The sequence below is a fragment of the Mesorhizobium sp. M2A.F.Ca.ET.043.05.1.1 genome (genome assembly GCF_003952445.1).
GTDB lineage: Bacteria > Pseudomonadota > Alphaproteobacteria > Rhizobiales > Rhizobiaceae > Mesorhizobium.
Genome location: NZ_CP034446.1, coordinates 5,821,877 through 5,842,292, shown reverse-complemented (window position 1 = coordinate 5,842,292; position 20,416 = coordinate 5,821,877). Strand labels below are relative to the sequence as shown.

Genomic DNA, 20,416 nt, shown 5'->3' with positions numbered 1-20,416 from the left:
ACTCCTGCTCAACTGGCGTATGGCCGCAGCACGATGTCCTTGTGCACGATGACGCGCAGTGGCCAACCTGGGCGGACGACGATGGTGGGCTGGATATTGAGGTTTTTTTCGGTGATGCGCTGGCCGGCTCGACTGGCGTTCTGCTGGGCTGATTCCCGGATCGCCTTGACCAGATCGCTCTCGTTTTCGCCGAGGCTGAATTCTGTGCCGACACCGAGCAATGTGGCAAGCGCCACTCCCTTGATCATCTGCCAAGTGTGGAAATCGACTTTGTCTTCCAGCCCTGCGTAGCCGGCGGTGTCGCTCGCGGGCAGATTGTCGATTTCGGCCGACGAGCCGTCGGGCAGCAGAATGCGCTGCCAGACCAGCAGCGCTCGCTTTTGCCCGAACGCGACGACGCTGTCGTAGACGCCGATAAGACGTGAGCCCTGCGGAATCAGCAATATGTTGCCCGTGACCGTGTCGTGCACATTTTCGGTGACTTGCGCGACGACAAGGCCCGGCAAATCGGAATTGATGCCGGTGATCAGGCTGGCGGCAATCACGCTGCCAGCCATCAGTTGATATGGCGAGATCGGCGTCTGAAGCGCATGCGGATTGTAGATCCCGCCAGTGCTCCGCTGGCTGAGAAAATCAAGCTTTCGCTGCTGATTGTTCTGGTCGCCTTCCGCCGCCGCCACCGAGGCTGACGCGCGTCCTGCTTCGGATTGGGGAAGCGCCTCAAATGGATGCTGAGCAGTTTGCACGCTCTCTCCGACATCTGTCTGTTGAGCTCGATTTTCGACGCGGAAAAGCACCCGCGATTCACGCGCTTCGATCGCCTGCTGCGCTAGACGCTGCTCCTCGGCCGAGATGTCTTGGCCCGGCACGATGCCGAGCTGGCGCTGCCGCTCGAGGATGGGGCGGCCGAGGTCGCCCGGCAAAGGTAGCCCAAGGACGGGAGGCTTTGGCTTCATGCCGGAATAGTCATGGGGAAGCGTATCGAGTCCCTCGGCGGTTGGTTTGCGCTCAGTGTTGTAGAGATCTTCCGCCTGATCCCTGATGCGAAGGGCCGGCCCCTGGAGGGCGATCATGGTAACGCCGAAGACAGCGCCGGATCCGAGCGCTGCGATAGCGATGATCACACCGCGCCTGAACCGCACCACGCGGCGGGGAGAGGCCCGAAGCTGCAGTTCCTCGGGATCCAGTTTCGGCGGGATGCCAGAGCGGGAATTTTCGATCATGAGCCCTCACCTCGCCGGCTGCCGCGAAAGAGCGAGATCCGCCGTTGCGGTTGCCTGCCGTCAATCCTGCTGATGCGGATCACCTGCTGCCGCTTGGTGCCGAGGCGAAGTTCGGCCGCGGCGAAGAGCCGATCGACGATGTAATAGTTGCCGCGCACGCGATAGTTGACGAGCTCGCTGCTCCCATCTGCGCCGACGATGAAGAGTGGTGGCGCCTCGCCCTGATCTATGCGACGAGGGAACTCAATATAGACCTTGCTGCCGTCGTCGAAGGCTCGCGTCGGTCTCCAGGGCGGTGTGTCGCCACTGATTGAGTAGCGAAAGCGAAGGTTTTCGAGCGCGATGTTCGACGCGACCGGTGTAACTGCCTCGGCTTGAGCATTGCGCTGGCGAAGCGCGATGATCTGGTCTTGGCTGTAGGTCCAGGAGATTGCCGCCATTGCGGTCTTCTCGGTGCTTTGAAGCTGCAAATGATAGGTCCGCCGGTCCGTCGTAATGACGACATTGGTGGCAAGACCCGGCGCGAAGGGTTTTACCAGAACATGGGTGCGCTGATTGTCACCGGTGCCGCTTGCGGTATCGCCAATGACCCAGCGCACGGTGTCGCCAGCCGACACGGCGGTTAGTTTCTCGCCCGGCTGCAGAGCGATGTCGGTCACGCGCTCCGGCGCGGCATAGAGTTGATAAAGCGCGCCATCGGTGAAGGGGTAGACTTGCACTGCATTAACATACCCGTACTTGGTGGGTTGCTGGGTCGCGGCTTTGTTGGCATCAGCGACGCGTTCTTCAGGAGGGCGCTTGTCCTCGGCCTTGCCGGGCTCGGGCTGCATTTGGCCAGGCAGCGGCAGTGGTTTTGGCACCTCGACAATTCTAATCGGCCTCTCCGGCGCTTTTTCGATCGCGGCCGGTTTGAAGTCGGCAGCGTCATAGGAAATCTCAGGCGGCGGCACCTTCTTCGATGCACAAGCGGAAACGACCGCTGCCGACACCGATAGGATCAGCACGGCACGAATCGGTGACATTTTACCTTTCATTGGTGGACTCCGTCGGAGAAAGGGGGGCTGGGACGGCGCTGTCGAGCTCGCGTGACCAGTCAATGGCATTGATGAAGACGCCGAGCGGATTCTTGCGCAGCTGATCCGTATTGCTTGGCGAGCGGATCACGATCGTGAGGATCGCAGTCCAGCGCATCGTGCTGGCAAGGCTTCCGCGCTCAAACACCTGCTCGGTCCATTTGACCTGGAATGAACTTTCGGAGGCTCTGACCACGCTGGTGACCTGTACCGAAACACTGCGCGTTCCGATCTGACCGAAGGGGTCGTTCGCCTTGGCGTATTCGTTGAGGAAGAGCGCTGCGCGATCGCTAGCAAAGTCGTACGCTGCCAACCAGTTCTGCCGAACCAAAACCGGATCGGTGGAAACGGAACGGACATTCTGGATGAAGCGGCCGAGATGCCAGGCGATCTGAGCATCCGAGGGCTCATAATTCCGGACCGCCGGCGCGACGGCGCGCGTCTCGCCGAAGCCATCGACCTCGACGACATAAGGCACGACACGGCTTTGCATCGACTGCCATACGAGTCCGCCGGAAAGCCCGGTCGCCAAGGCCAGGCAGCCAAGGGCCATGATCCGCCAGTTCCTGGCCTGCAGTCGAGATGAGCCGATGCGCTCGTCCCACAGTTGGGCGGCTTTTTGATACGGCGTGACCGGTTCGGGTGTTTTGCCGTAACGGTGCACGGGTCGCTTGAAGAGCATCTAGTCATCCTTGTCGTTGAGAGAGGGGTTGGCGCTGCCTCCCGGCCGGTCTCCGTCTCGGACAGCTTGCATGGCAGCGTGGCGATTTGCCCGGGCGGTCTGTTCAGAACGTAGGCGCCTTGCCCACGTCGGCGCCGAAACAGTGGCCGAACCGGCAGAGCGTTCGGTCATTGACGCTGTCGGCGCGCCGCCGGTCGCGGTCCACGCGGCATCGCGCCCGGCATCGGCGTTGCGCCCAACACTTGCAGTGGCGGATCGCGCTATGCGTATAGCGGCGCCGCCAGCTGCACTGGTTACACCATGCATTCCAGCAGCCACACCGGAGAGGCCAGCGTCGGGCGAGGTTGCGCGCCCGATCTGCCATGACGTGGAAGCAGCCGATCCCATTGTTGTGCCGGCTCGGATGGCGGCGAGACCGCCGCTGGTTGCCATACGCGCGCCAGCAAATGCTGTGCCTCCAGCAACGAGTGATACACCCGCTGCCGCCGCGGTCGTGCCGAGGGCGGCGCCCGCCCCAAGCTGCGGTGCGCCTGAGACAAGACCCGACGCGATCCCCGGCCCAAAAATGCCAAGGCCAAGCAGTGCCAGTGCGCCCAGTACCTGGGACATGGCACCGGCAAGATCCGGCTCCTTGCCTTGCAATGCGGAAGCGAACTCCCCGAAGAGCGTGGAGCCGATACCGACAATGACGGCGAGCACCATCACCTTGATGCCTGACGAGATAACATGGCCGAGCACGCGTTCGGCCAGGAACGCTGAACGGTTCCAAAGTGCGAATGGAACCAAAACAAAACCTGCCAGCGTGGTGAGCTTGAACTCTAGGATGGTGATGAAAAGCTGGATGGAAAGGATGAAGAAGGCGATGATAACCAGGAACCAGGCCATCAGCAGCACGAAGATGGTCAGTGCGTTGCCGAAGATTTCCGGGAAGCCCAGGAGCTGACTGGCTTGGTCAAGCATTGGCCAAGCACCTTCGAAACCGGTCGCGGCAATGCGGCCCGGGCGCAAGAGATTGTCTGCCGACAGATTGCCGGCCGACGCCTTAATCCCGAGACCGGCAAAAGAACGATAAACGATATCGGCGAGGTTCTTGAAATTGTTCAGAATGAAGGCGAAGACGCCAACATAGAGCACCTTGCGGACAAGCCGGCCGAGAACGCTGGTTTCGTCGCCGAGCGCCCACGCCAGGCCGGCAAGTGTGATGTCAATGCCGATCAGAATGGTAGTGAGGAAGGCGAGGTCGCCCGATAGCAGACCGAACCCGCTGTCGATGTAGCGGATGAAGGTCTCCATGAAGCGATCGATGACGCCAAGGTCGTTCATGCCGCTGCCTTTCTCGTCGTGATGAACTCGTGATTAATTGCCGGGATAAGCCGAGCCGGTACCCAAGAACCGCTTCGTCATCTCGCGGGCGGCTTCGTCTGACTGGGCCTTGCGGGCGGCATCCTCGGCCTCAGCTCGAAACTGCGTTGCGAGCAGCGTCTGGATCTGCATCTGCTGTTTTGTCGAAAGCGCCATCAGCTGGTTGGTGGCCTGGCTTGCCTGAAGCGCACCGGCCGCCCCTTGGCTGCGGTTGACGAGATCGGCGAGCAGATCGCCGTCGGCGCGGACGTTCTCGACGATTTGCGACTGGACACCCATGGTCTGGCGGAACGCCTGCATGGCGGTTTGCCAACGCTCCCGCGCAGCACTCGCCACATCGCTGACTTTGATCGTGGCGTCGTAGCTTTCCGGATATTGGCTGCGCCACTGGTCTTGAAGCTTGCCCAGATCAAAGCTGAGGCCACTCGCCTGGTCCATCAAGCCGTCGATGCGATGGAGCGAACCGGTGAGTTGGCCAACGGAAGAGAAATCCAGACGCTGAAGATTGCGCGCCATGTTCTGCAGCATGGTCGCCTGATTCTGCAGCGACTGGATTTGGTTGTTGATCTGCTCCAATGCGCGCGCGGCCGTCAGCACGTTCTGCGCATAATTGGACGGATCGAACACGATAAGGGCGTACGCGGGCTGCACATAGTCGGCCATAGGCTTGGCGATCAGGGAAACGGTGATCAGGCCGGAGAGAAGGCGTCGCCGCATCATGAGAATTGCTCCTTGTCTGGTTGAGGGAATTGCTTGAGAAGTTCGCCGGCCCAATCGAGGCCGCGCGCGATCAGGAACTGCGAGGCAAAGCTGCCTTGCCCGTCTTCGGACATGATCCTGTCGATCAGAGTCTGCGTGGCCGGATCGGAAGCACCGCAAAGCGCAAGAGCGATGGGGCCAAGCTCGAGCTCGAACAGACGGTTGCCGCGGCGCGATTGCAGATAATACTGACGCTTCGGCGTGGCGCGGGCGATCAATTCGATCTGCCGCTCGCTTAAACCGAAGCGCTCGTAGGCTGTGCGCGCCTGGGGTTCCACGGCACGATCATTGGGAAGGAAAATGCGCTGCGGGCAGCTTTCGATGATTGCCGGCGCTATGCCAGAGCCCGCGATATCAGCCAGCGACTGCGTAGCGAAGACAACCGACACGTTCTTCTTTCGCAGCACCTTCAGCCATTCGCGGATGCGGGCGGCGAACAGCGGATTGTCGAGATAGACCCACGCCTCGTCGAGCATGATCAGCGTGGGCCGTCCGTCGAACCGTTCCTCAAGTCGCTGGAACAGATAGGTAAGCACCGGCAGCAAAGCGCCTTGGCTGTGCATTAACTCCTCGGTCTCGAAACACTGCACATCCGACAAGGCCAGCCCATCATGATCGGCATCGAGCAGGCGGCCGAAGGGACCGTCGAGCGTGTAGGGCATCAATGCGGTCTTCAGCGCATTGGATTGAAGCAGGACCGAAAGACCGGTCAGTGTGCGTTCCTGCGCCGGCGCGGTGGCAAGGCTGGCCAGCGCTGACCAAATAGCCTCCTTCACCTCCGGCGTGACGGTGACGTTCTCGTGGGCAACAAGGCTGGCGATCCATTCGGCCGCCCAGCTTCGGCTAGCCTGGTCGTTGATGCTGCGCAGTGGCTGAAAGGCAAGGGAACCGTCCGCTCCTAGCGCGTGGTGTTCTCCACCCATGGCAAGTGTTGCAGCACGGGCCGAATTGCCTTTGTCGAAGACATAAACCTGGGCGCCGGCATAGCGCCTGAACTGCAGAGCAATCAGAGCAAGCAGAACCGACTTGCCGGCGCCGGTCGGACCAACAACCAGCATGTGGCCGACATCTTCGACGTGGGTGGAAAGCCGAAACGGTGTCGACCCACTGGTCTCGGCAACGAAAAGCGGTGGCGCTTCGGTTTGGGTGACTTTCGCGAGATGCTCGTTTGTCGCAGGACCGGCCCAAACCGACGACAGCGGCATGAGATGGGCAAGGTTCAATGTATGAACGAGCGGTTGGCGAACGTTAGCGTAGACATGGCCAGGCAATGAGCCGAGCCAAGCCTCGACCGCATTGACGCCTTCTCGGATCGTGGTGAAGCCGAGCCCATTGATGATGCGCTCGACCGCGCGAAGCTTCTCTGCAGCGGCTTGGCGATCCTCGCCCCACACCGTCACGGTGGTGGTGAGATAGCCGAAACTCACATGATCACCGCCCAATGCCTGAAGGGCTTCGTCGGCATCGAGCGCCTTGTTGTCGGCATCGTTATCGACAAGCGGGACCGGCTCGTTGGTAATGACCTCGCGTAGGATTGCCACGATCGATTTGCGCTTGGCAAACCACTGCCGGCGCAATCGCGTCAGCGTCTTCGTGGCTTCCGTTTTCTCGAGCGGAATGAAGCGCGTCATCCAGCGATAGGCGAAATCCTGATGATTGAGGGTATCGAGGATTCCGGGCCGGGTGAGGTTCGGAAAGCCGAGGATGGTCAGTGTGCGAAGATGCTGCTCACCCAGCATCGGCTCCAGGCCACCGGTAAGCGGCGCATCGACCAGGATTGCATCCAGATATATCGGCGTTTCCGGGCCATGATAGGATGGCGACGAGGCGAAATCGTGCCGTGGAGGTAGGTCAACGTCTGAGCATCATCGAGGACGCGTACTTCGGACATGAAACCCGAGAAGAGATCGAGCACGCGGTTGGTCTCGTCACGGAACCTCGCCAGATCCTGGCGCCAGTCTCTTTCTCCTCGGGAATAATGAGAGTCGACGAGCGCGCTTTCTGCGCGCGCCTGGGCGTCCGGCGGTGGCATAAACACCAAGGTCAGATGATAGCGGCTCTCGTAGTGCGCTACCTTCCCTCGAAAGCAGCGCGGCGTTCTTCGTCGACCAGCCACGACGCGGCGTCAGGAAAATGCGAGTTCGGATAGCCCAGCGCTTCTGTGCGCTCGGCCTCAAAGAACAATGCCCAGCCAGAGCCAAGGCGTCTGAGAGCATTGTTCGCCCGGGCGCAAATGCCGACGAGTTCAGCCTCCGTCGCACTTTCGAGATCCGGGCCGCGGAACCGCAACGTCCGCTGAAAGCTGCCGTCCTTGTTGAGCACGATGCCGGGCGCCACCAAGGCAGCCCAGGGTAGATGGTCGGCAAGCCGGTCGGCTTTGCTTCGATATTCCGAAAGGTTCAGCATGCAAGCCACCCCTTCAGACGTAGGTGGCGCACAAGCACGCTGGCGAAGTCCGGATCGCGTCTTGCGGCAAACACCGCTAACGAGTGGCCTGCGATCCAAAGCACCAGACCAGCAATCCATTGCTGCAAGCCGAAGCCAATGGCCGCGGCCACTGTACCGTTGAGGATCGCCACCGCGCGCGGAGCCCCGCCGAGCAGGATCGGCTCGGTCAGCGCCCGGTGGACCGGTACTGCGAAGCCCTCGATATGCTGCTCCCCGGCGGCCATCAGACGAGCGCCCCACCACCGAAGGAGAAGAAGGAGAGGAAGAAGCTCGATGCCGCGAAGGCGATTGACAGACCGAAGACGATCTGAATCAGGCGCCGAAAACCACCGGCGGTGTCGCCGAAGGCAAGCGTCAGGCCGGTGGTGATAATGATGATCACCGCAACGATCTTGGCGACCGGTCCCTGCACGGACTCCAGGATCTGCTGCAGCGGCTGCTCCCACGGCATGCCGGAGCCGGCGGCATAAACCGGGGCCGTGTTAAGAAACGCGAGCGCTGTGGACGAAAGAAAGCGAAGCTTCTTGCGCATGAGGAAGGCCTTTCAAAGCTGCTGGAGTTGCGAAAGCGTGAGCGGGGCAACGGCGTAATCGCCGCTGCCGTCGAGACCGGTGACCTCGGCGATTGCGTCGATGTGGCGCGACGAGCCGCGTCCCGCTATGAAGACGATCAGATCTATCGCCTCAGCGATGAGCCGGCGGGGAACGGTGACCACCGCTTCCTGGGCGAGTTGCTCAATGCGATAGAGAGCCGAGCGCGCGGAATTGGCGTGTACGGTAGCGATGCCGCCTGGGTGCCCGGTGTTCCATGCCTTCAGCATGTCGAGCGCTTCCGCGCCCCTCACCTCGCCCACGATGATGCGGTCCGGCCTGAGCCTCAGCGTCGAGCGCACGAGATCGGCAAGGGTGACCGAGCCCCGCCTTGTTCTCAGGGCAACGCAGTCCCTGGCCGCGCACTGCAGTTCGCGTGTGTCCTCGATCAGGATCACCCGATCGTCGCATTCGGCGACTTCAGCCAGCAGAGCGTTGGCGAGTGTTGTCTTCCCCGAGGAAGTGCCGCCGGCGATCAGCATGTTGCGCCGCTCGCGGACGGCCTTTTTCAGCGCATCGGCCTGCAGCGGCAGCATGATGCGTTCGGCAACATAGTCGGCCAGGGTGTAGACTTTCGCGGCGGGCTTGCGGATGGCAAAACATGGCGCCAACACCACAGGTGGCAGCAGGCCTTCGAAGCGTTCGCCAGACGGCAATTCGGCACTGACGATCGGGTTGTCGGCGTGCGCCTCGGCGCGCACGTGCGAAGCAACCAGGCGGATGATACGTTCTGCCTCGGACGGGTGCATGTGAACGTCGGTATCGACCCGACCTTCGCCTAACCGGTCGAGTCGCAGCGCGCCGTCGGGATTGACCATCACCTCGATGACGGACGGATCGGCCAGGGCTTCGGTGATTGCCGGACCCATGGCGGTGCGCAGCATGACACGCCGCCGGTGGTCGGCCTCGGGATGAGAGCTCATCCTTCCCTCCCCCACCATTGTCTTTGCTAAGCGACTTTTTGCCGGAAGCGATCTGGCGGCCGACCTTCTCAACGAATTTCTCGAAACGCTCTTGGGCAATAGCCTGCGTTGCCCGATCCGGGACCGGCGTGTGGGCGTGAAGGGTGATCGAAAAGCGGATGAAGAGCGCCAGGCTCTCCAGGATCACCTCGGAATCGCGCCTGACGTGGGCAAGATCGCGGGAGAGCCGGTCAAGCCTTACGCCGTAGCGCCGATCGAACTCGCTCTCGCCACGCCGCTCGATGAACGCCTCGATCGCCTTCGCCACGATCGCTGATTTGGTCGTTGACGGATCGCGACTGAGGTTGTCCAGTTTCTCGCTGAGCTCCGGCTCAAGCAGAAACTGATGGCGAATGCGGTGCGGCTTCATGCGGCTCGTTCCGACGGCCCGGCGTTGCGCCGGCGACGGGAGAAGCATCGGCCAGACGCTCAAAATTGCTTATGGCCGTTATCTACGCTGAGGTGCGCTCTGCAACTCAGCGGACTTCAGAAGCCGGGAATGACATCGTCGCCCCTGCCCTCGTTGATACCGTAGGCGCGGGCCGCAGTGGAAATCCGATCCATGACACGCTTGTCCGCGAGCGCTTCGCTGTCATCGTCTGCGGGCTTGTACAGATCGGCCTGATCGGGCTCTTGAGAGACAACAACGTCTTCTTCGGGCAGGCTTGGATGGCGTTGCTGCTGAACGCCTCCCTCGTCTTCAACTGGCGCGTCGGCGCTTTCCTCGTCCGCAGCAAGTCGGCTATCGACGCTGCACACTTGTCCAGTCCAGCCGTCCGGGCGTGATGCAGGGCAGTCCGCATAGGGTCCGTCGTGCAGCACCGGCGCAGGCAGCACCCGATCTGTGAAATTCTGATCCTGATAATAGCGCAGCTTCTTGGCGCGGATCGGCGGCAACCCAGAAACCAGGACCAATTCGTCTGACGGCGGCAATTGCATCACCTCGCCTGGCGTCAGGAGCGGGCGCGCGGTTTCCTGGCGGCTCACCATGACATGTGAAAGCCAGGGCGCAAGCCGATGGCCCGCATAGTTGCGCATCGACCTAAGTTCGGTTGCGGTGCCGAGGGCATCCGAGATGCGCTTGGCCGTGCGTTCGTCATTGGAGGAAAAGGCAATTCGCACGTGGCAATTGTCGAGAATAGCATTGTTCTCGCCATAGGCCTTTGAAACCTGGTTCAAAGATTGTGCGATCAGATAGGAGCGAATGCCATAACCTGCCATGAAGGCGAGCGCCGTTTCGAAGAAGTCGAGGCGACCGAGCGCCGGAAACTCGTCCAGCATCATGAGCAGCTGATGCTTACGGCTCTTCTTCGGGTCCCCTCCAGACGCTCCGTCAACCGCCTGCCGATCTGGTTCAAGATCAGTCGCACCAAAGGCTTGGTGCGCGAGATATCCGAAGGCGGCACGACCAGATAGAGCGACAGCGGTCGCTCTCCATCCACTAGGTCAGCGATGCGCCAGTCGCAGGACGAAGTGGCCGCCGCGACCGTTGGATCACGATAAAGCCCAAGAAAGGACATGGCGGTCGAGAGGACGCCTGAGCGCTCGTTTTCCGACTTGTTCAGGAGTTCGCGAGCCGCCGAGGCCACTACGGGATGGACCTGAGGGTTATGCCCCGTCCCGAGATGGTTTGTCGTCATCATCCGCCGTAGCGTTGCGGCAAACGAGCGTTGCGGGTCCGACAGGAAGGTGGCGACGCGGGCTAGCGTCTTGTCCTCTTCAGCGTAGAGCACGTGCAAAATGGCGCCAACTAGGAGTGAATGGCTGGTCTTCTCCCAGTGATTCCGTCGCTCCAGCGCGCCCTCGGGATCGACGAGGATGTCGGCGATGTTTTGAACGTCCCGGATCTCATCTGGGCCTTTGCGCACCTCCAGCAGCGGGTTGTAGCGTGCCGATCTCGGGTCGGTCGGATTGAACAGAAGGCAGTACGAGAATTTCGACCGCCAGCCGGAGGTCAACTGCCAATTTTCGCCTTTTATATCATGAATGATGGCAGACCCGGTCCAGGAAAGTAGCGTTGGAACAACCAGCCCCACGCCCTTGCCCGAACGCGTCGGCGCAAATGCCATGACGTGCTCCGGGCCGTCATGGCGCAGATAGCGATCGTTCAGCCTACCGAGGAAAACGCCCGCCGGCCGTAACAACCCTGCCGTCTCGACCTCATGAGTCGTGGCCCACCGTGAAGACCCATAGGTCGTAACCGACCCGCGCTGTCGCGCGCGCAAAAGCGAGCCTGCGATTGCGGCGGCACAGCCCAGGAATCCGCTGGCGCCTGCAAGCGTACCGGCTTTGTCGAAGACCTCCGGCGCATAAGCATCGAAGTGGAACCACCATTCAAACAGCTTCCACGGCTTGTAGATTGGCCAGCCGGCGAAGAGAAACCATGGTGCGCCGAGAGGCGTCTGGTAGGTCAGCATTTGAGCGCACCATTGGGTTGCCGTCCATACGCCGATAATGACAATTGCGCACACAACGGCGATCTGCCCGATCAGTAGCTTCGTAGGTGTCATCGGCTTGGCCCGCTGAACAACGCGACCTAGCATCGCGCGGTGCAGCCGGGACAGGAATGTTCCTCACATACGATTTGGGAGCAATGAACGACTTCCTACTATGCAGGTCGGTCAGCACGCGTGTTGCGCCTTCACGCGACACCATCCTCTCCATTCACCCTGAGGCCCGGCGCCGCCGACAGTTGCGTGACCGCTCCTCCGCAAAGTTATCTTCTGCGTTCAGGGAGCCAGGGCGCCTGGGCTGGCTGATGAACACCGTCCGCTCGCGCATGTGGGGTCGAATTGATTTGTGCCCAAGTGGAGGCAGGCTCATCATTCAACAGTTGCCGCAGTTCCCCTGGCTCGAACGCCATCATTGGTGGGGAGGCAGGCTCGTCTTCCAACAGTTGCCGCAGTTCCCCTGGCTCGAACGCCATCATCGGTGGGGAAGCGGGTTCATCCTCCAACAGCTGCCGCAGTTCCCCTGGCTCGAACGCCATCATCGGTGGGGAAGCGGGTTCATCCTCCAACAGCTGCCGCAGTTCCCCTGGCTCGAACGCCATCATTGGTGGGGAGGCAGGCTCGTCCTCCAACAGTTGCCGCAGTTCCCCTGACTCGAACGCCATCATTGGTGGGGAGGCAGGCTCGTCTTCCAACAGTTGCCGCAGTTCCCCTGACTCGAACGCCATCATTGGTGGGGAGTCAGGCTCGTCTTCCAACAGTTGCCGCAGTTCCCCTGGCTCGAATGCCATCATCGGTGGGGAGGCGGGTTCATCCTCCAGCAGCTGCCGCGGCTCTTCCTCGTGCGGCAAGCGCCTCCTTAGCCGGTCTTGCAGCGCCTGCCGATCGGCAACGAGGTTGTCGAGGGGCAGCGGCTCGTGGTCTGGCCGCTGCCCTTTCACCAATCGTTCAACCAGCGCCCACGTGCCCTCCAGGACAAATACGCCGCAATCATAATGGTTCGTCTGTCTGGCCATGGGGGCTGGCGCCAAGGTAGCATTCAGCAGTCCTGCGAGCTGTTTTGCAGGCACGTCGTTATATCCCTCTCGCTGGAGGGAGTCGTAGTGATAGGCGAACCGCCTTTCGGGGTCGCGGCGATCAACGAGCAGCAGCGACCAATGGGTGCCGGGGCTAGTAGCCGTGCCATTATTCACTGGCAAGAACAGGAAGTCGGCTGTGGCGTTGTTTTGATTATAGATGGACTGCAATATGCCTCGAGCGTCTTGCGGCGACGTGTGTCGCAGTAGATGGGATACGGAAGGATCCACCAGCCGAGTCCGGGCAGCGAGCGCCGGATTGATCCCCTGCAGTTGCCGCTCCAGCAAATTGTAATCTCTCTGGACATGGGCGTCGCTCAGCCATTCGGCGGCGCCGAGCACCCGCCCCGTTGCAACGTTGGACGGGGCTGTCGGATCGAGCGCCCCGATCTGAGCCCCAGAGGAACTGGTCGTCAGTGTGGTCACATCAACCAGTGGAAGGCCGCGGTAGGTGCCTGGCAGCTTAGCGGTTGCTGGCGAGGCGGGTTGGGGAGCTCTTGCCGGTGCCGCTGGCCCAGCTTCAGCAGCGGCCCCAACGCGCCTGGTGACTGCGTCTGCCGGATGAGCAGCAAGGACAGTTTCGCGCCCGAGCACAATGCGCGGCAGGATATCCCGGAGGTGAGCCAATGCAGAACCGATACTTAGTCTATTACCATAGGAGACAGCCTTGAAGCTCTCAACATCTTTATCCAGCGATTTGTCGTGAATCCGAGCGGCAATCCCAGGCTTGTTATTTTGACGCAGATACTGGCTAAAATGTCTAAGAAAATTTGTATAGCCGCCCACGGTATCTGGATTCCGTCCGGTCGCAGGCGCTGCCAGGTACTCCTTGGTCGAAGCGGCTCTGTAATCTCTAATGAGCTCGGCATCGTCAGGATAGGGGATCACGAGAGGGCGACCCATAATCGGGGCTCCGCTTGTCGACTTCTTGAGGTAACGCAGTGCGCCAGCCACGGTGGAGGAACCACCCGTACTCTCGTACTCCTTGAGATCCTGATCCAGCGACGAATGGTAAAGCCGAGCAGCAAACCCTGGCTTGTTGTTTTGAAGGAGCCACCGACTAAAGCCGAAAAGAGAATTTACATTGAAAGTGACCGTGTTCGCGCTGGCCTTACCCGCGTGGAATGCTGCCCTCAGCCCTTCGATAGCGGTCGCATCGTTGGAATAGACAGGACGCTTGTCGGAACCGTTGGGGACTACAATTGGACGATCCGGCTGCACTGTCGAGGACATCGAACCACCACCTCCGGGATGCGGTGCTGGGGTGGATTCGTGTTCATCCCTCTGCCTGACGAGCTGCGCCTCAGATTCCGGTGTAGCCACCTTATGAGGATCCTGCATCGGTTCGATCCCCTCCATCTCCTGCTGCAACCAAGCCAAAGCTTGGCGAGCGGCGGCTTCATCAACCGCGGAGGATGTCTCCACACCTCTGGCGGACGCCGGCAGAGCCTGCTCCGCCCGCCGTCGAAAGAGCTCTGGCGAGGCGGATTTCTCCGCCCACAATCTGGGCTGCGTAGCGAGTCCCCGTCCAGATTTATGTGGCACCGCCTCGCTTGGCAGCGGGCTGCTCCTGTCCCGTGCAGCTACCAGCCCCTCCGGGGCGCCCTGGTCGCCGTGGCGCCAGTTCAAGTGAGGGACGGCCTCTCCAAAGTCGGGTGCTTGGTGTTGGTGCGCGGTTGGGGCGAGAGACAATGGTAGATCGGTGCCCTCCTTATAACCTACCGGCAGGAGCTCCTCTGGCCAATCGAATCCCTGCTGTGGTGCGGTATGCTGAGCAGCGTCGCCACGGGGACGAGCCTCCATGCTGACCGCGTTTTCCAGATGACTCCCGAGTATAACGCGCGGCGGGTGCTTGCGGATATAAACCAGTGCAGATTCGATCGGAGCTCCACGAGTAGAGGAGGCGGCCTTGTAGCTCTCAACATCTTTATCCAGCGATTCATCGTAAATCCGGCCCGCAATCCCGAGCTTGTCATTTTGACGTAGGTAATGACTGAAATGGTTAAGAGCAGTTGCGTAGCCGCTCGCGGATCTGAAATGTCTAGTGAGCGCGGCGTCGTCAGGATGGGGGTTCAGGACAGCGCGACCCACAATCGGGGCGGCTCCGCCTATCGGCTTCATCAGTTGACGCAGTGCGCCAGCCACTGTGGAGGAACCACCCCTACTCTCGTACTCCTCGAGATCCTGGCTCAGCGACGGATGGTAAAGCCGAGCAGCAAACCCTGGCTTTTTGTTTTGAAAGAGCCAACGACTAAAGCCGAAAAGAGAATTTGCGCTGCGAGTGACCGTGTCCGGCCTGGCTTTACCCGCAAGGAGTGCAGACTTCAGCCCTTCGATGGCGGTGGCATCGTTGGAATAAACAGGACGCTTGTCGGCACCGTCGGGGGCCACAATTGGACGATCCGGCTGCACTGTCGAGGGCATCGACCCATCGAGATGCGGCGCTGGGGTGTATTCGTGCTCATCCCCTGCATCGCGAGCTGCGCCTCCCGTTCCGATGTACCCACCTGATGGGCAGGGAGTTGCATCATCGCGCGAGCGCCTGAGTCACCAACCTGACCTGGTTGCCGCTCAGTGACAGCATGCTGCAGATTGCTTTGGATCCTCTGCCTCTTCGTTGGTCTCAACTCACCTTTGCCATGCGAGCCATTGACGAGGACATCCTCGCCTGGTGCACTCATCAACTCATCCGCCGCCTGCAATTCGCCCAAGTGCTGCTCAAAACCGGCTTGGCCGGCTTGTCCGCTTGCTCGTGCGGTACGGCGTGCTGCACCTGCAGCCAAGCTGCTACGATGAATGTCCAGTTTGTACGGGTGCACGCTAGCCTCACTTCCACAGATCACATGAGCAACCTACTCAGGCAAGCTTTCGAAAGGCTGACGAGGTCCGCCGCCGCGGAAGGCGAAGGCTGGTTTTCTGCTCAGCGGTTGACGGCCTAGCGTGTTGCGGCCGCGCCGGGTATCACGCCAATCAATCTGAATAGTCGATGCGTCAAACGAACCAGGATAGGATTTTCGTAGCGGGGCTGCTCTACTCACTCTTGTCCTGAGGTAGAATTCAACCATATCGCCGAGCAACTGGATGCCGATTGGATACCCGATCCGGAAAGCTTCAGCTCATATGTGACGCGAGGATGAGAATCGTGGCAGCTCCAGACCGACGGGCTGCCACCCACAGCGGCGATGACCGACGAGGGTCTTCTATTGCCAAGGTAATCGTCCGTTCGGGGACCTATGTGTTCCTATGCTCGTCGAGCGGATCGGGTGGGCCGCACCGCCGTAGCGTTACGGCGAGCGGAAGCGGCGTTGGGTGCGGCTTTTCCCCTGAACGCTTCACACCAGGCTGATAGGGGATCTTGCAATCGCACACACGCGGTCTGCAGGCGTGCCTATCAAGCAGTTTGCTCAGACCAACGTCGCGGCGAGCCTATCCTCAATACGCAGCGCAAGTCCTAGACTCCACGATCGTCCTTCGGTGCAGATTTGCTCGCGCCTCGCCCTGATTACAGCCGATAAGGCGAGCTAACAATTGCAAGAGCCACAAGCTACTCCAGCTCGATCGGTTTGCTGTTCCAGTCGGGCGGGGTCTGACCGAGAATGTTGCGAACGAAGAAGTCTAGGAGTTTGCGCTCGGTGTAGGTGCCTAGAGTATGGTGATTGGCACCAGGAACGTAGACAATGTCAAAATCTTTTCCTGCCTTGATGAGTCGATCGGCAAGCTGGAACGAGCAAAACGGATCGACATTATCATCCATTTCGCCGACCGCGATCATCAGCTTGCCCTGCAGCCTGTGAGCATTGTCAACGGCGGAGGATTGCGAATATTCAATGCCGACCGGCCACCCCATCCACAGTTCATTCCACCAGGTCTTGTCTATCCTGTTGTCGAAGCAGCCGTTTTTGGCGACGGCGACCTTGTAGAAATCGGGGTGAAAGAGCAGCGCGCTGACTGCACTCTGGCCGCCGGCGGATGCGCCAAAAATGCCGACGTTGGATATGTCGTACCATGGATATTGCGCGGCCGCCGCCTTGTGCCACAGAATGCGATCGGGAAATCCTGCGTCCTTCAGATTCTTCCAAGCAACATCATGGAAGGCGCGGGAGCGGTTGTTGGTGCCCATGCCGTCGATCTGAGCAACGACGAAGCCCAGCTGCGTGAGCGGCTCTGTCCACCGCGAGAAGGATTTTGGGACGAAGGAGCCGTGGGGTCCAGCATAGATATTCTCCACAACCGGGTATTTCTTCGTCGGGTCGAAGTTGGCTGGCAGGTGGAGCACACCCCAGATGTCAGTTTTGCCGTCGCGCCCCTTGGAATGGAAACTGAGCGGCGGCTGCCAGCCTGCGGCGACGAGCTCGGAAATGTCGGCCGTCTCGATCTGCTGGAGCTTGGCATTGTCGCTGGCGCGGTAGAGTGCCATGCGCGGGGGCAGATCGATGCGTGACCAGAGATCGACATAATAGCGCCTGTCAGGCGAGAACTCGATATGGTGGTTGGCCGGTTCGGGCGTCAGTGCAGTCAGTCCCTTGCCGTCAAAGCCGATGCGGTAAGCATGGACCCAATAGGGGTCCTCCTGCGAGTTCATCCCGCTCGCCTCGAACCAGATCTGACGCTTCACCGGATCGACATGGTTGACCCTCCGGACGACCCACTCACCTCGGGTGATCTGGTTTTCGAGCGCGCCTGTCCGGCCGTTGAAAAGATACAAATGCTCATACCCGTCGCGCTCTGATGCCCAGATGATCTCCTTCCCGTCATCGACATCGTAACGGAAGATTTTTCCGGCATCCTCCTGGCCATGCCCCAGCGGCAAATAATCCACGAATGTCTCGCTGGTCTCATCGATCAGGGAGCGCCCGCGGCCCGAGGCGGCGTCTACCTCGACCAAGCGATAGAGCTGATGCCCGCGCTGGTTATATTCGAAAGTGAAGCCGCGGCTGTCCGCCCACCACCGGAGAGGGGAAAGTTCGAAGACGTTCGAGAAGAGGGCACCGTCAATCACGATCTGGCGCCGGCCGGCAATGTCGAACAGGACTGGTTGGGGCAGCGGAAGGACATCGCCCGGCCTGGGATAGAATATTGTTGAATATTCCCGCTCCAACTGGTCCGTCGATGAATTGAGGTAGCGGACCTCTCGCCTATAGCCGGGGCGAACAAGGTAAGCGGCGAGGTGGCGCGAGTCCGGCGACCAGCTCAGCGTCGAAAAGACGTAGCAATTGCCTTCGGCTCCGTCCCGGCTCAGAGGAACATCCTGCAATCCGTCCTCGCTGCGCAGGAAAACGTTGCAGTTCTTGATATAGGCGATCCATTTGCCGTCGGGCGACGCGTTGCTCTTGTCGGGGTTGTTCTCCGCTGGCGGCGTGTAGCGGTGGCTGAGCTCCCTACGGTCCCCTTTCCTTGCATCGAATGTGGTGCTGGTACAGTCATAGCTTGCAAGGTCGCAGCTCCACCGGGTGTCTTCAATCTGGAAGTCGAGCCTGCGACCATCCTCACTCAGTTCGAAACGGTCGAACGGAAGATTGCCGGCTTGATAGCTCTCATGGCTCACCTTGTTTAGCGCTGCCGCCAGACGCGCCTGATCGAAAGCGGGCCGCTTGAAACCCGTGGCAGCATCGACCTGCATGAACTGCTGCTCGCCGTGGCTAGTCCGGCGGTAGACGAAGGCTTCACCCCGGTCAGCCAGAAAGGCATTTTGGGGACATTGACAGTGAGCCCGCCATATCGATCGTTGATCGTAAGTGCGCGCTTGAAATCGGCCGGCGCTAGCGTCGGGTGTAAACTTTTCGAACCCTTGGCCAGCGTCTGAGTTGCCGATCGCCATGCCGCGCGCGTCAAAGCGCCGATCCTGGACATACCTGTTCACTTCTTTCGGTTTTCGGAATGCTAATTTTGAAGTTGGGTTCTCGTCGCCGGTCTGCAGCAGCGCCGAGCGTCGCCTTGGAGGAGAGCCAGCACGCGGGTGCAGCCAGGCACGCGCAACAGGGGCGCTCCTTGGACATCCAGGCACTGGTTCGGGTGCCGATTGAAGAGTTGGCGTCCGTCGCCGAAACAACCAGGAAAGAGCGTCCATGCAGCCCTGACGCGACTATTTCCCCGCGAGTATGGCCGCTTGCTTTTCTGCATCATCTGAAAGGTCCTGCTCTAGTCGGGCCGGATGTCACCCCGGCAGATTGTGCTATTTCGACAATCTCCGAGCGATTGCCGCCGGCCCATGACGAGGTTTACCGATAGGGCGCAATATGCGTGCCAAAGGAAAAGCGGTTTAATACACGGCAATCCGCCTATGTCGCATCCCCAACATCGTCGCACACCGGACAATGCCGGACGATATTGTCCCGGGGCGTCAAATTGGTTTGATGGTGACCCAACAACTGGCGGATGACGATCTCGAAATGCGCGACAACGGCCTCGGTGGACACTGTCGCCGCGCCCAGCACGCTGGCCGCCTGCCCGGCGATGTCCGCGCCCAGGCGGATGGCCTTGGCCACGTCGACGCCATCGCGGATCCCGCCCGACGCGATCAGCTTCACCGTTGGCAGCGCCCGACGCACCGCCTGCACGCTGGTCAGGGTGGGAATCCCCCAATTGGCGAATGACATCGCCACTGCACGGTCGGCGGCATTGCGGGCGCGCTCGCCCTCCACTGCGGCCCAACTGGTGCCGCCGGCGCCGGCGACATCGATTACCGCCACGCCCGCCTCGACGAGCGCACAGGCCACCGAGGCGGACAGGCCGCCCCCACTTCCTTGGCCACGATCGGCACGCCCACGATGCGCGCGGCGCCAGCGATCAGCGCCAGGACGCCGCGCCAGTCGCGGTCGCCCTCCCGGCTGTACCGCTTCCTGCAGCGGATTGAGATGGACGATGAGCCCATCGGCCTCCAGCGCGTCCACCGCGCGACGCGCCAGGTCCAGGCCGTCGGCCTCCCGCAGTTGCGCGGCGCCGATATTGGCCAGCAAGGGAATGTCTGGCGCCAGGCGGCGCAGCGCGCGCGTTAGCCCCTGGGAGTTACGGGATTGCAGGCTCACACGCTGCGAACCGCACATGGCGATCCGCAAGGCTTGCGCTGCCTCGCTCAAATGCCGGTTGATGGCCTCGGCCCGTGGCATGCCGCCGGCCATAGAGCTGATCAGCAGCGGCGCGCGCATAGCCTTGCCCAGCAGCGAGGCGCGCAGGTCGATCTGCGTCAGGTCCAACTCGGGCAGTGCGCAGTGTTCGAAATGGATGTACTCCCAGCCAGCGGCCACCGTGGCCGGCGCCGTTCGCCGATCCAGCACCAGCGAAGCGCGCAGCTGAGCGCAGCCCTCGAATCCGGAGAGAACGCACGGTACGCCGTGCCCCAGCGCCTGCTCCACGGCGGCGAGCTGCTCCGGCGCGATCAGGCCAACGTCGTTGCAATCGTCTAGCCAGAACAGCAGCGCCAGTTCGCGATAGAACGCCACGATCAGCGTTTCGTTCTGCGGATCACGGCCGGTGCGGGCGCTGGTGTCGCGCAGGCTCGGGTGAATGCGTTGCAGGATTGGGGGACGCGTGACGCAGTCAAAGCTCCCCTTGCCAAGCACGGAGCAGGCGAGTGAGAGAGCAGATGAATAGGCGTGTCGCCAATATTTTCGCATTGCTATAATCGATTATACTTGTGAGGAGCAATTTGAGACCATTTACTTGCGGCTCAAGTCACCCATAAAAGAAGGCAAGCACCGATTCGGTAGCTTATCCCCTGTCTTTCGCGTACTCGCGGCCGTGGCGCCGGGTGAACGATTGAAGACCGCCGGTCTCACTCGCAGGTGGGCGCCA

Annotated in this window: 10 protein-coding genes and 5 pseudogenes; 1 reads left to right on the top strand and 14 read right to left on the bottom strand. The window is 61.0% G+C overall.

Annotated features, from left to right (window positions below):
* Positions 1 to 8: 8 nt before the first annotated feature.
* From EJ069_RS28085 to trbB, 9 genes and pseudogenes are all read right to left on the bottom strand, one after another.
* Positions 9 to 1,223 (bottom strand): TrbI/VirB10 family protein, encoded by a 1,215-nt coding sequence (locus EJ069_RS28085; RefSeq protein ID WP_126057785.1) that lies wholly within the window; start codon positions 1,221 to 1,223, stop codon positions 9 to 11.
* A complete protein-coding gene (gene trbG / locus EJ069_RS28080; RefSeq protein WP_127232321.1) occupies positions 1,220 to 2,245 on the bottom strand; it encodes a P-type conjugative transfer protein TrbG in 1,026 nt (341 codons plus the stop codon). The genes EJ069_RS28085 and trbG overlap by 4 nt, the downstream gene beginning before the upstream one ends.
* A gap of 1 nt (position 2,246) precedes the next feature.
* Positions 2,247 to 2,978: a conjugal transfer protein TrbF gene (gene trbF, locus EJ069_RS28075; RefSeq protein ID WP_126063930.1), complete on the bottom strand. Its 732-nt coding sequence runs from the start codon at positions 2,976 to 2,978 to the stop codon at positions 2,247 to 2,249.
* A complete protein-coding gene (trbL, locus tag EJ069_RS28070; RefSeq protein ID WP_126057783.1) occupies positions 2,979 to 4,301 on the bottom strand; it encodes a P-type conjugative transfer protein TrbL in 1,323 nt (440 codons plus the stop codon).
* Positions 4,302 to 4,334: 33 nt separating this feature from the next.
* A complete protein-coding gene (gene trbJ / locus EJ069_RS28065; protein WP_024502854.1) occupies positions 4,335 to 5,060 on the bottom strand; it encodes a P-type conjugative transfer protein TrbJ in 726 nt (241 codons plus the stop codon).
* Positions 5,057 to 7,505 (bottom strand): annotated as a pseudogene (gene trbE, locus EJ069_RS28060) (conjugal transfer protein TrbE). The gene trbJ and the pseudogene trbE overlap by 4 nt, the downstream one beginning before the upstream one ends.
* On the bottom strand, positions 7,499 to 7,771 hold the full coding sequence (locus tag EJ069_RS28055) for a VirB3 family type IV secretion system protein (RefSeq protein WP_024502852.1): 273 nt from the start codon (positions 7,769 to 7,771) through the stop codon (positions 7,499 to 7,501). The pseudogene trbE and the gene EJ069_RS28055 overlap by 7 nt, the downstream one beginning before the upstream one ends.
* A complete protein-coding gene (locus EJ069_RS28050) occupies positions 7,771 to 8,079 on the bottom strand; it encodes a TrbC/VirB2 family protein (RefSeq protein WP_126057781.1) in 309 nt (102 codons plus the stop codon). Before EJ069_RS28050 ends, EJ069_RS28055 begins: the two co-directional genes overlap by 1 nt.
* A gap of 12 nt (positions 8,080 to 8,091) precedes the next feature.
* The gene (gene trbB / locus EJ069_RS28045; RefSeq protein ID WP_024502850.1) at positions 8,092 to 9,060 is read right to left on the bottom strand and encodes a P-type conjugative transfer ATPase TrbB; all 969 of its coding nucleotides are present in this window, start codon (positions 9,058 to 9,060) and stop codon (positions 8,092 to 8,094) included.
* 91 nt (positions 9,061 to 9,151) lie between these two features.
* On the opposite strand from trbB, the gene EJ069_RS32930 reads away from it, so the two are divergent.
* Positions 9,152 to 9,376, top strand: a complete 225-nt coding sequence (locus tag EJ069_RS32930; protein ID WP_189476007.1) for a hypothetical protein — start codon at positions 9,152 to 9,154, stop codon at positions 9,374 to 9,376.
* Positions 9,377 to 9,585: 209 nt separating this feature from the next.
* Here EJ069_RS32930 and EJ069_RS28035 read toward each other — a convergent pair.
* The 5 genes and pseudogenes from EJ069_RS28035 to EJ069_RS33065 all read right to left on the bottom strand — a co-directional run.
* A pseudogene (locus tag EJ069_RS28035) lies at positions 9,586 to 11,609 on the bottom strand (conjugal transfer protein TraG).
* A gap of 206 nt (positions 11,610 to 11,815) precedes the next feature.
* A complete protein-coding gene (locus EJ069_RS28030; RefSeq protein WP_126063929.1) occupies positions 11,816 to 15,049 on the bottom strand; it encodes a Ulp1 family isopeptidase in 3,234 nt (1,077 codons plus the stop codon).
* A 1,120-nt stretch (positions 15,050 to 16,169) separates the two neighbouring features.
* A pseudogene (locus tag EJ069_RS28025) lies at positions 16,170 to 18,475 on the bottom strand (prolyl oligopeptidase family serine peptidase).
* Positions 18,476 to 18,990: 515 nt separating this feature from the next.
* Positions 18,991 to 19,914: pseudogene (fni, locus tag EJ069_RS28020) on the bottom strand (type 2 isopentenyl-diphosphate Delta-isomerase); the annotation flags it as partial.
* Positions 19,903 to 20,142: pseudogene (locus tag EJ069_RS33065) on the bottom strand (hypothetical protein); the annotation flags it as partial. The pseudogenes fni and EJ069_RS33065, both read right to left, overlap by 12 nt.
* Positions 20,143 to 20,416: the final 274 nt, after the last annotated feature.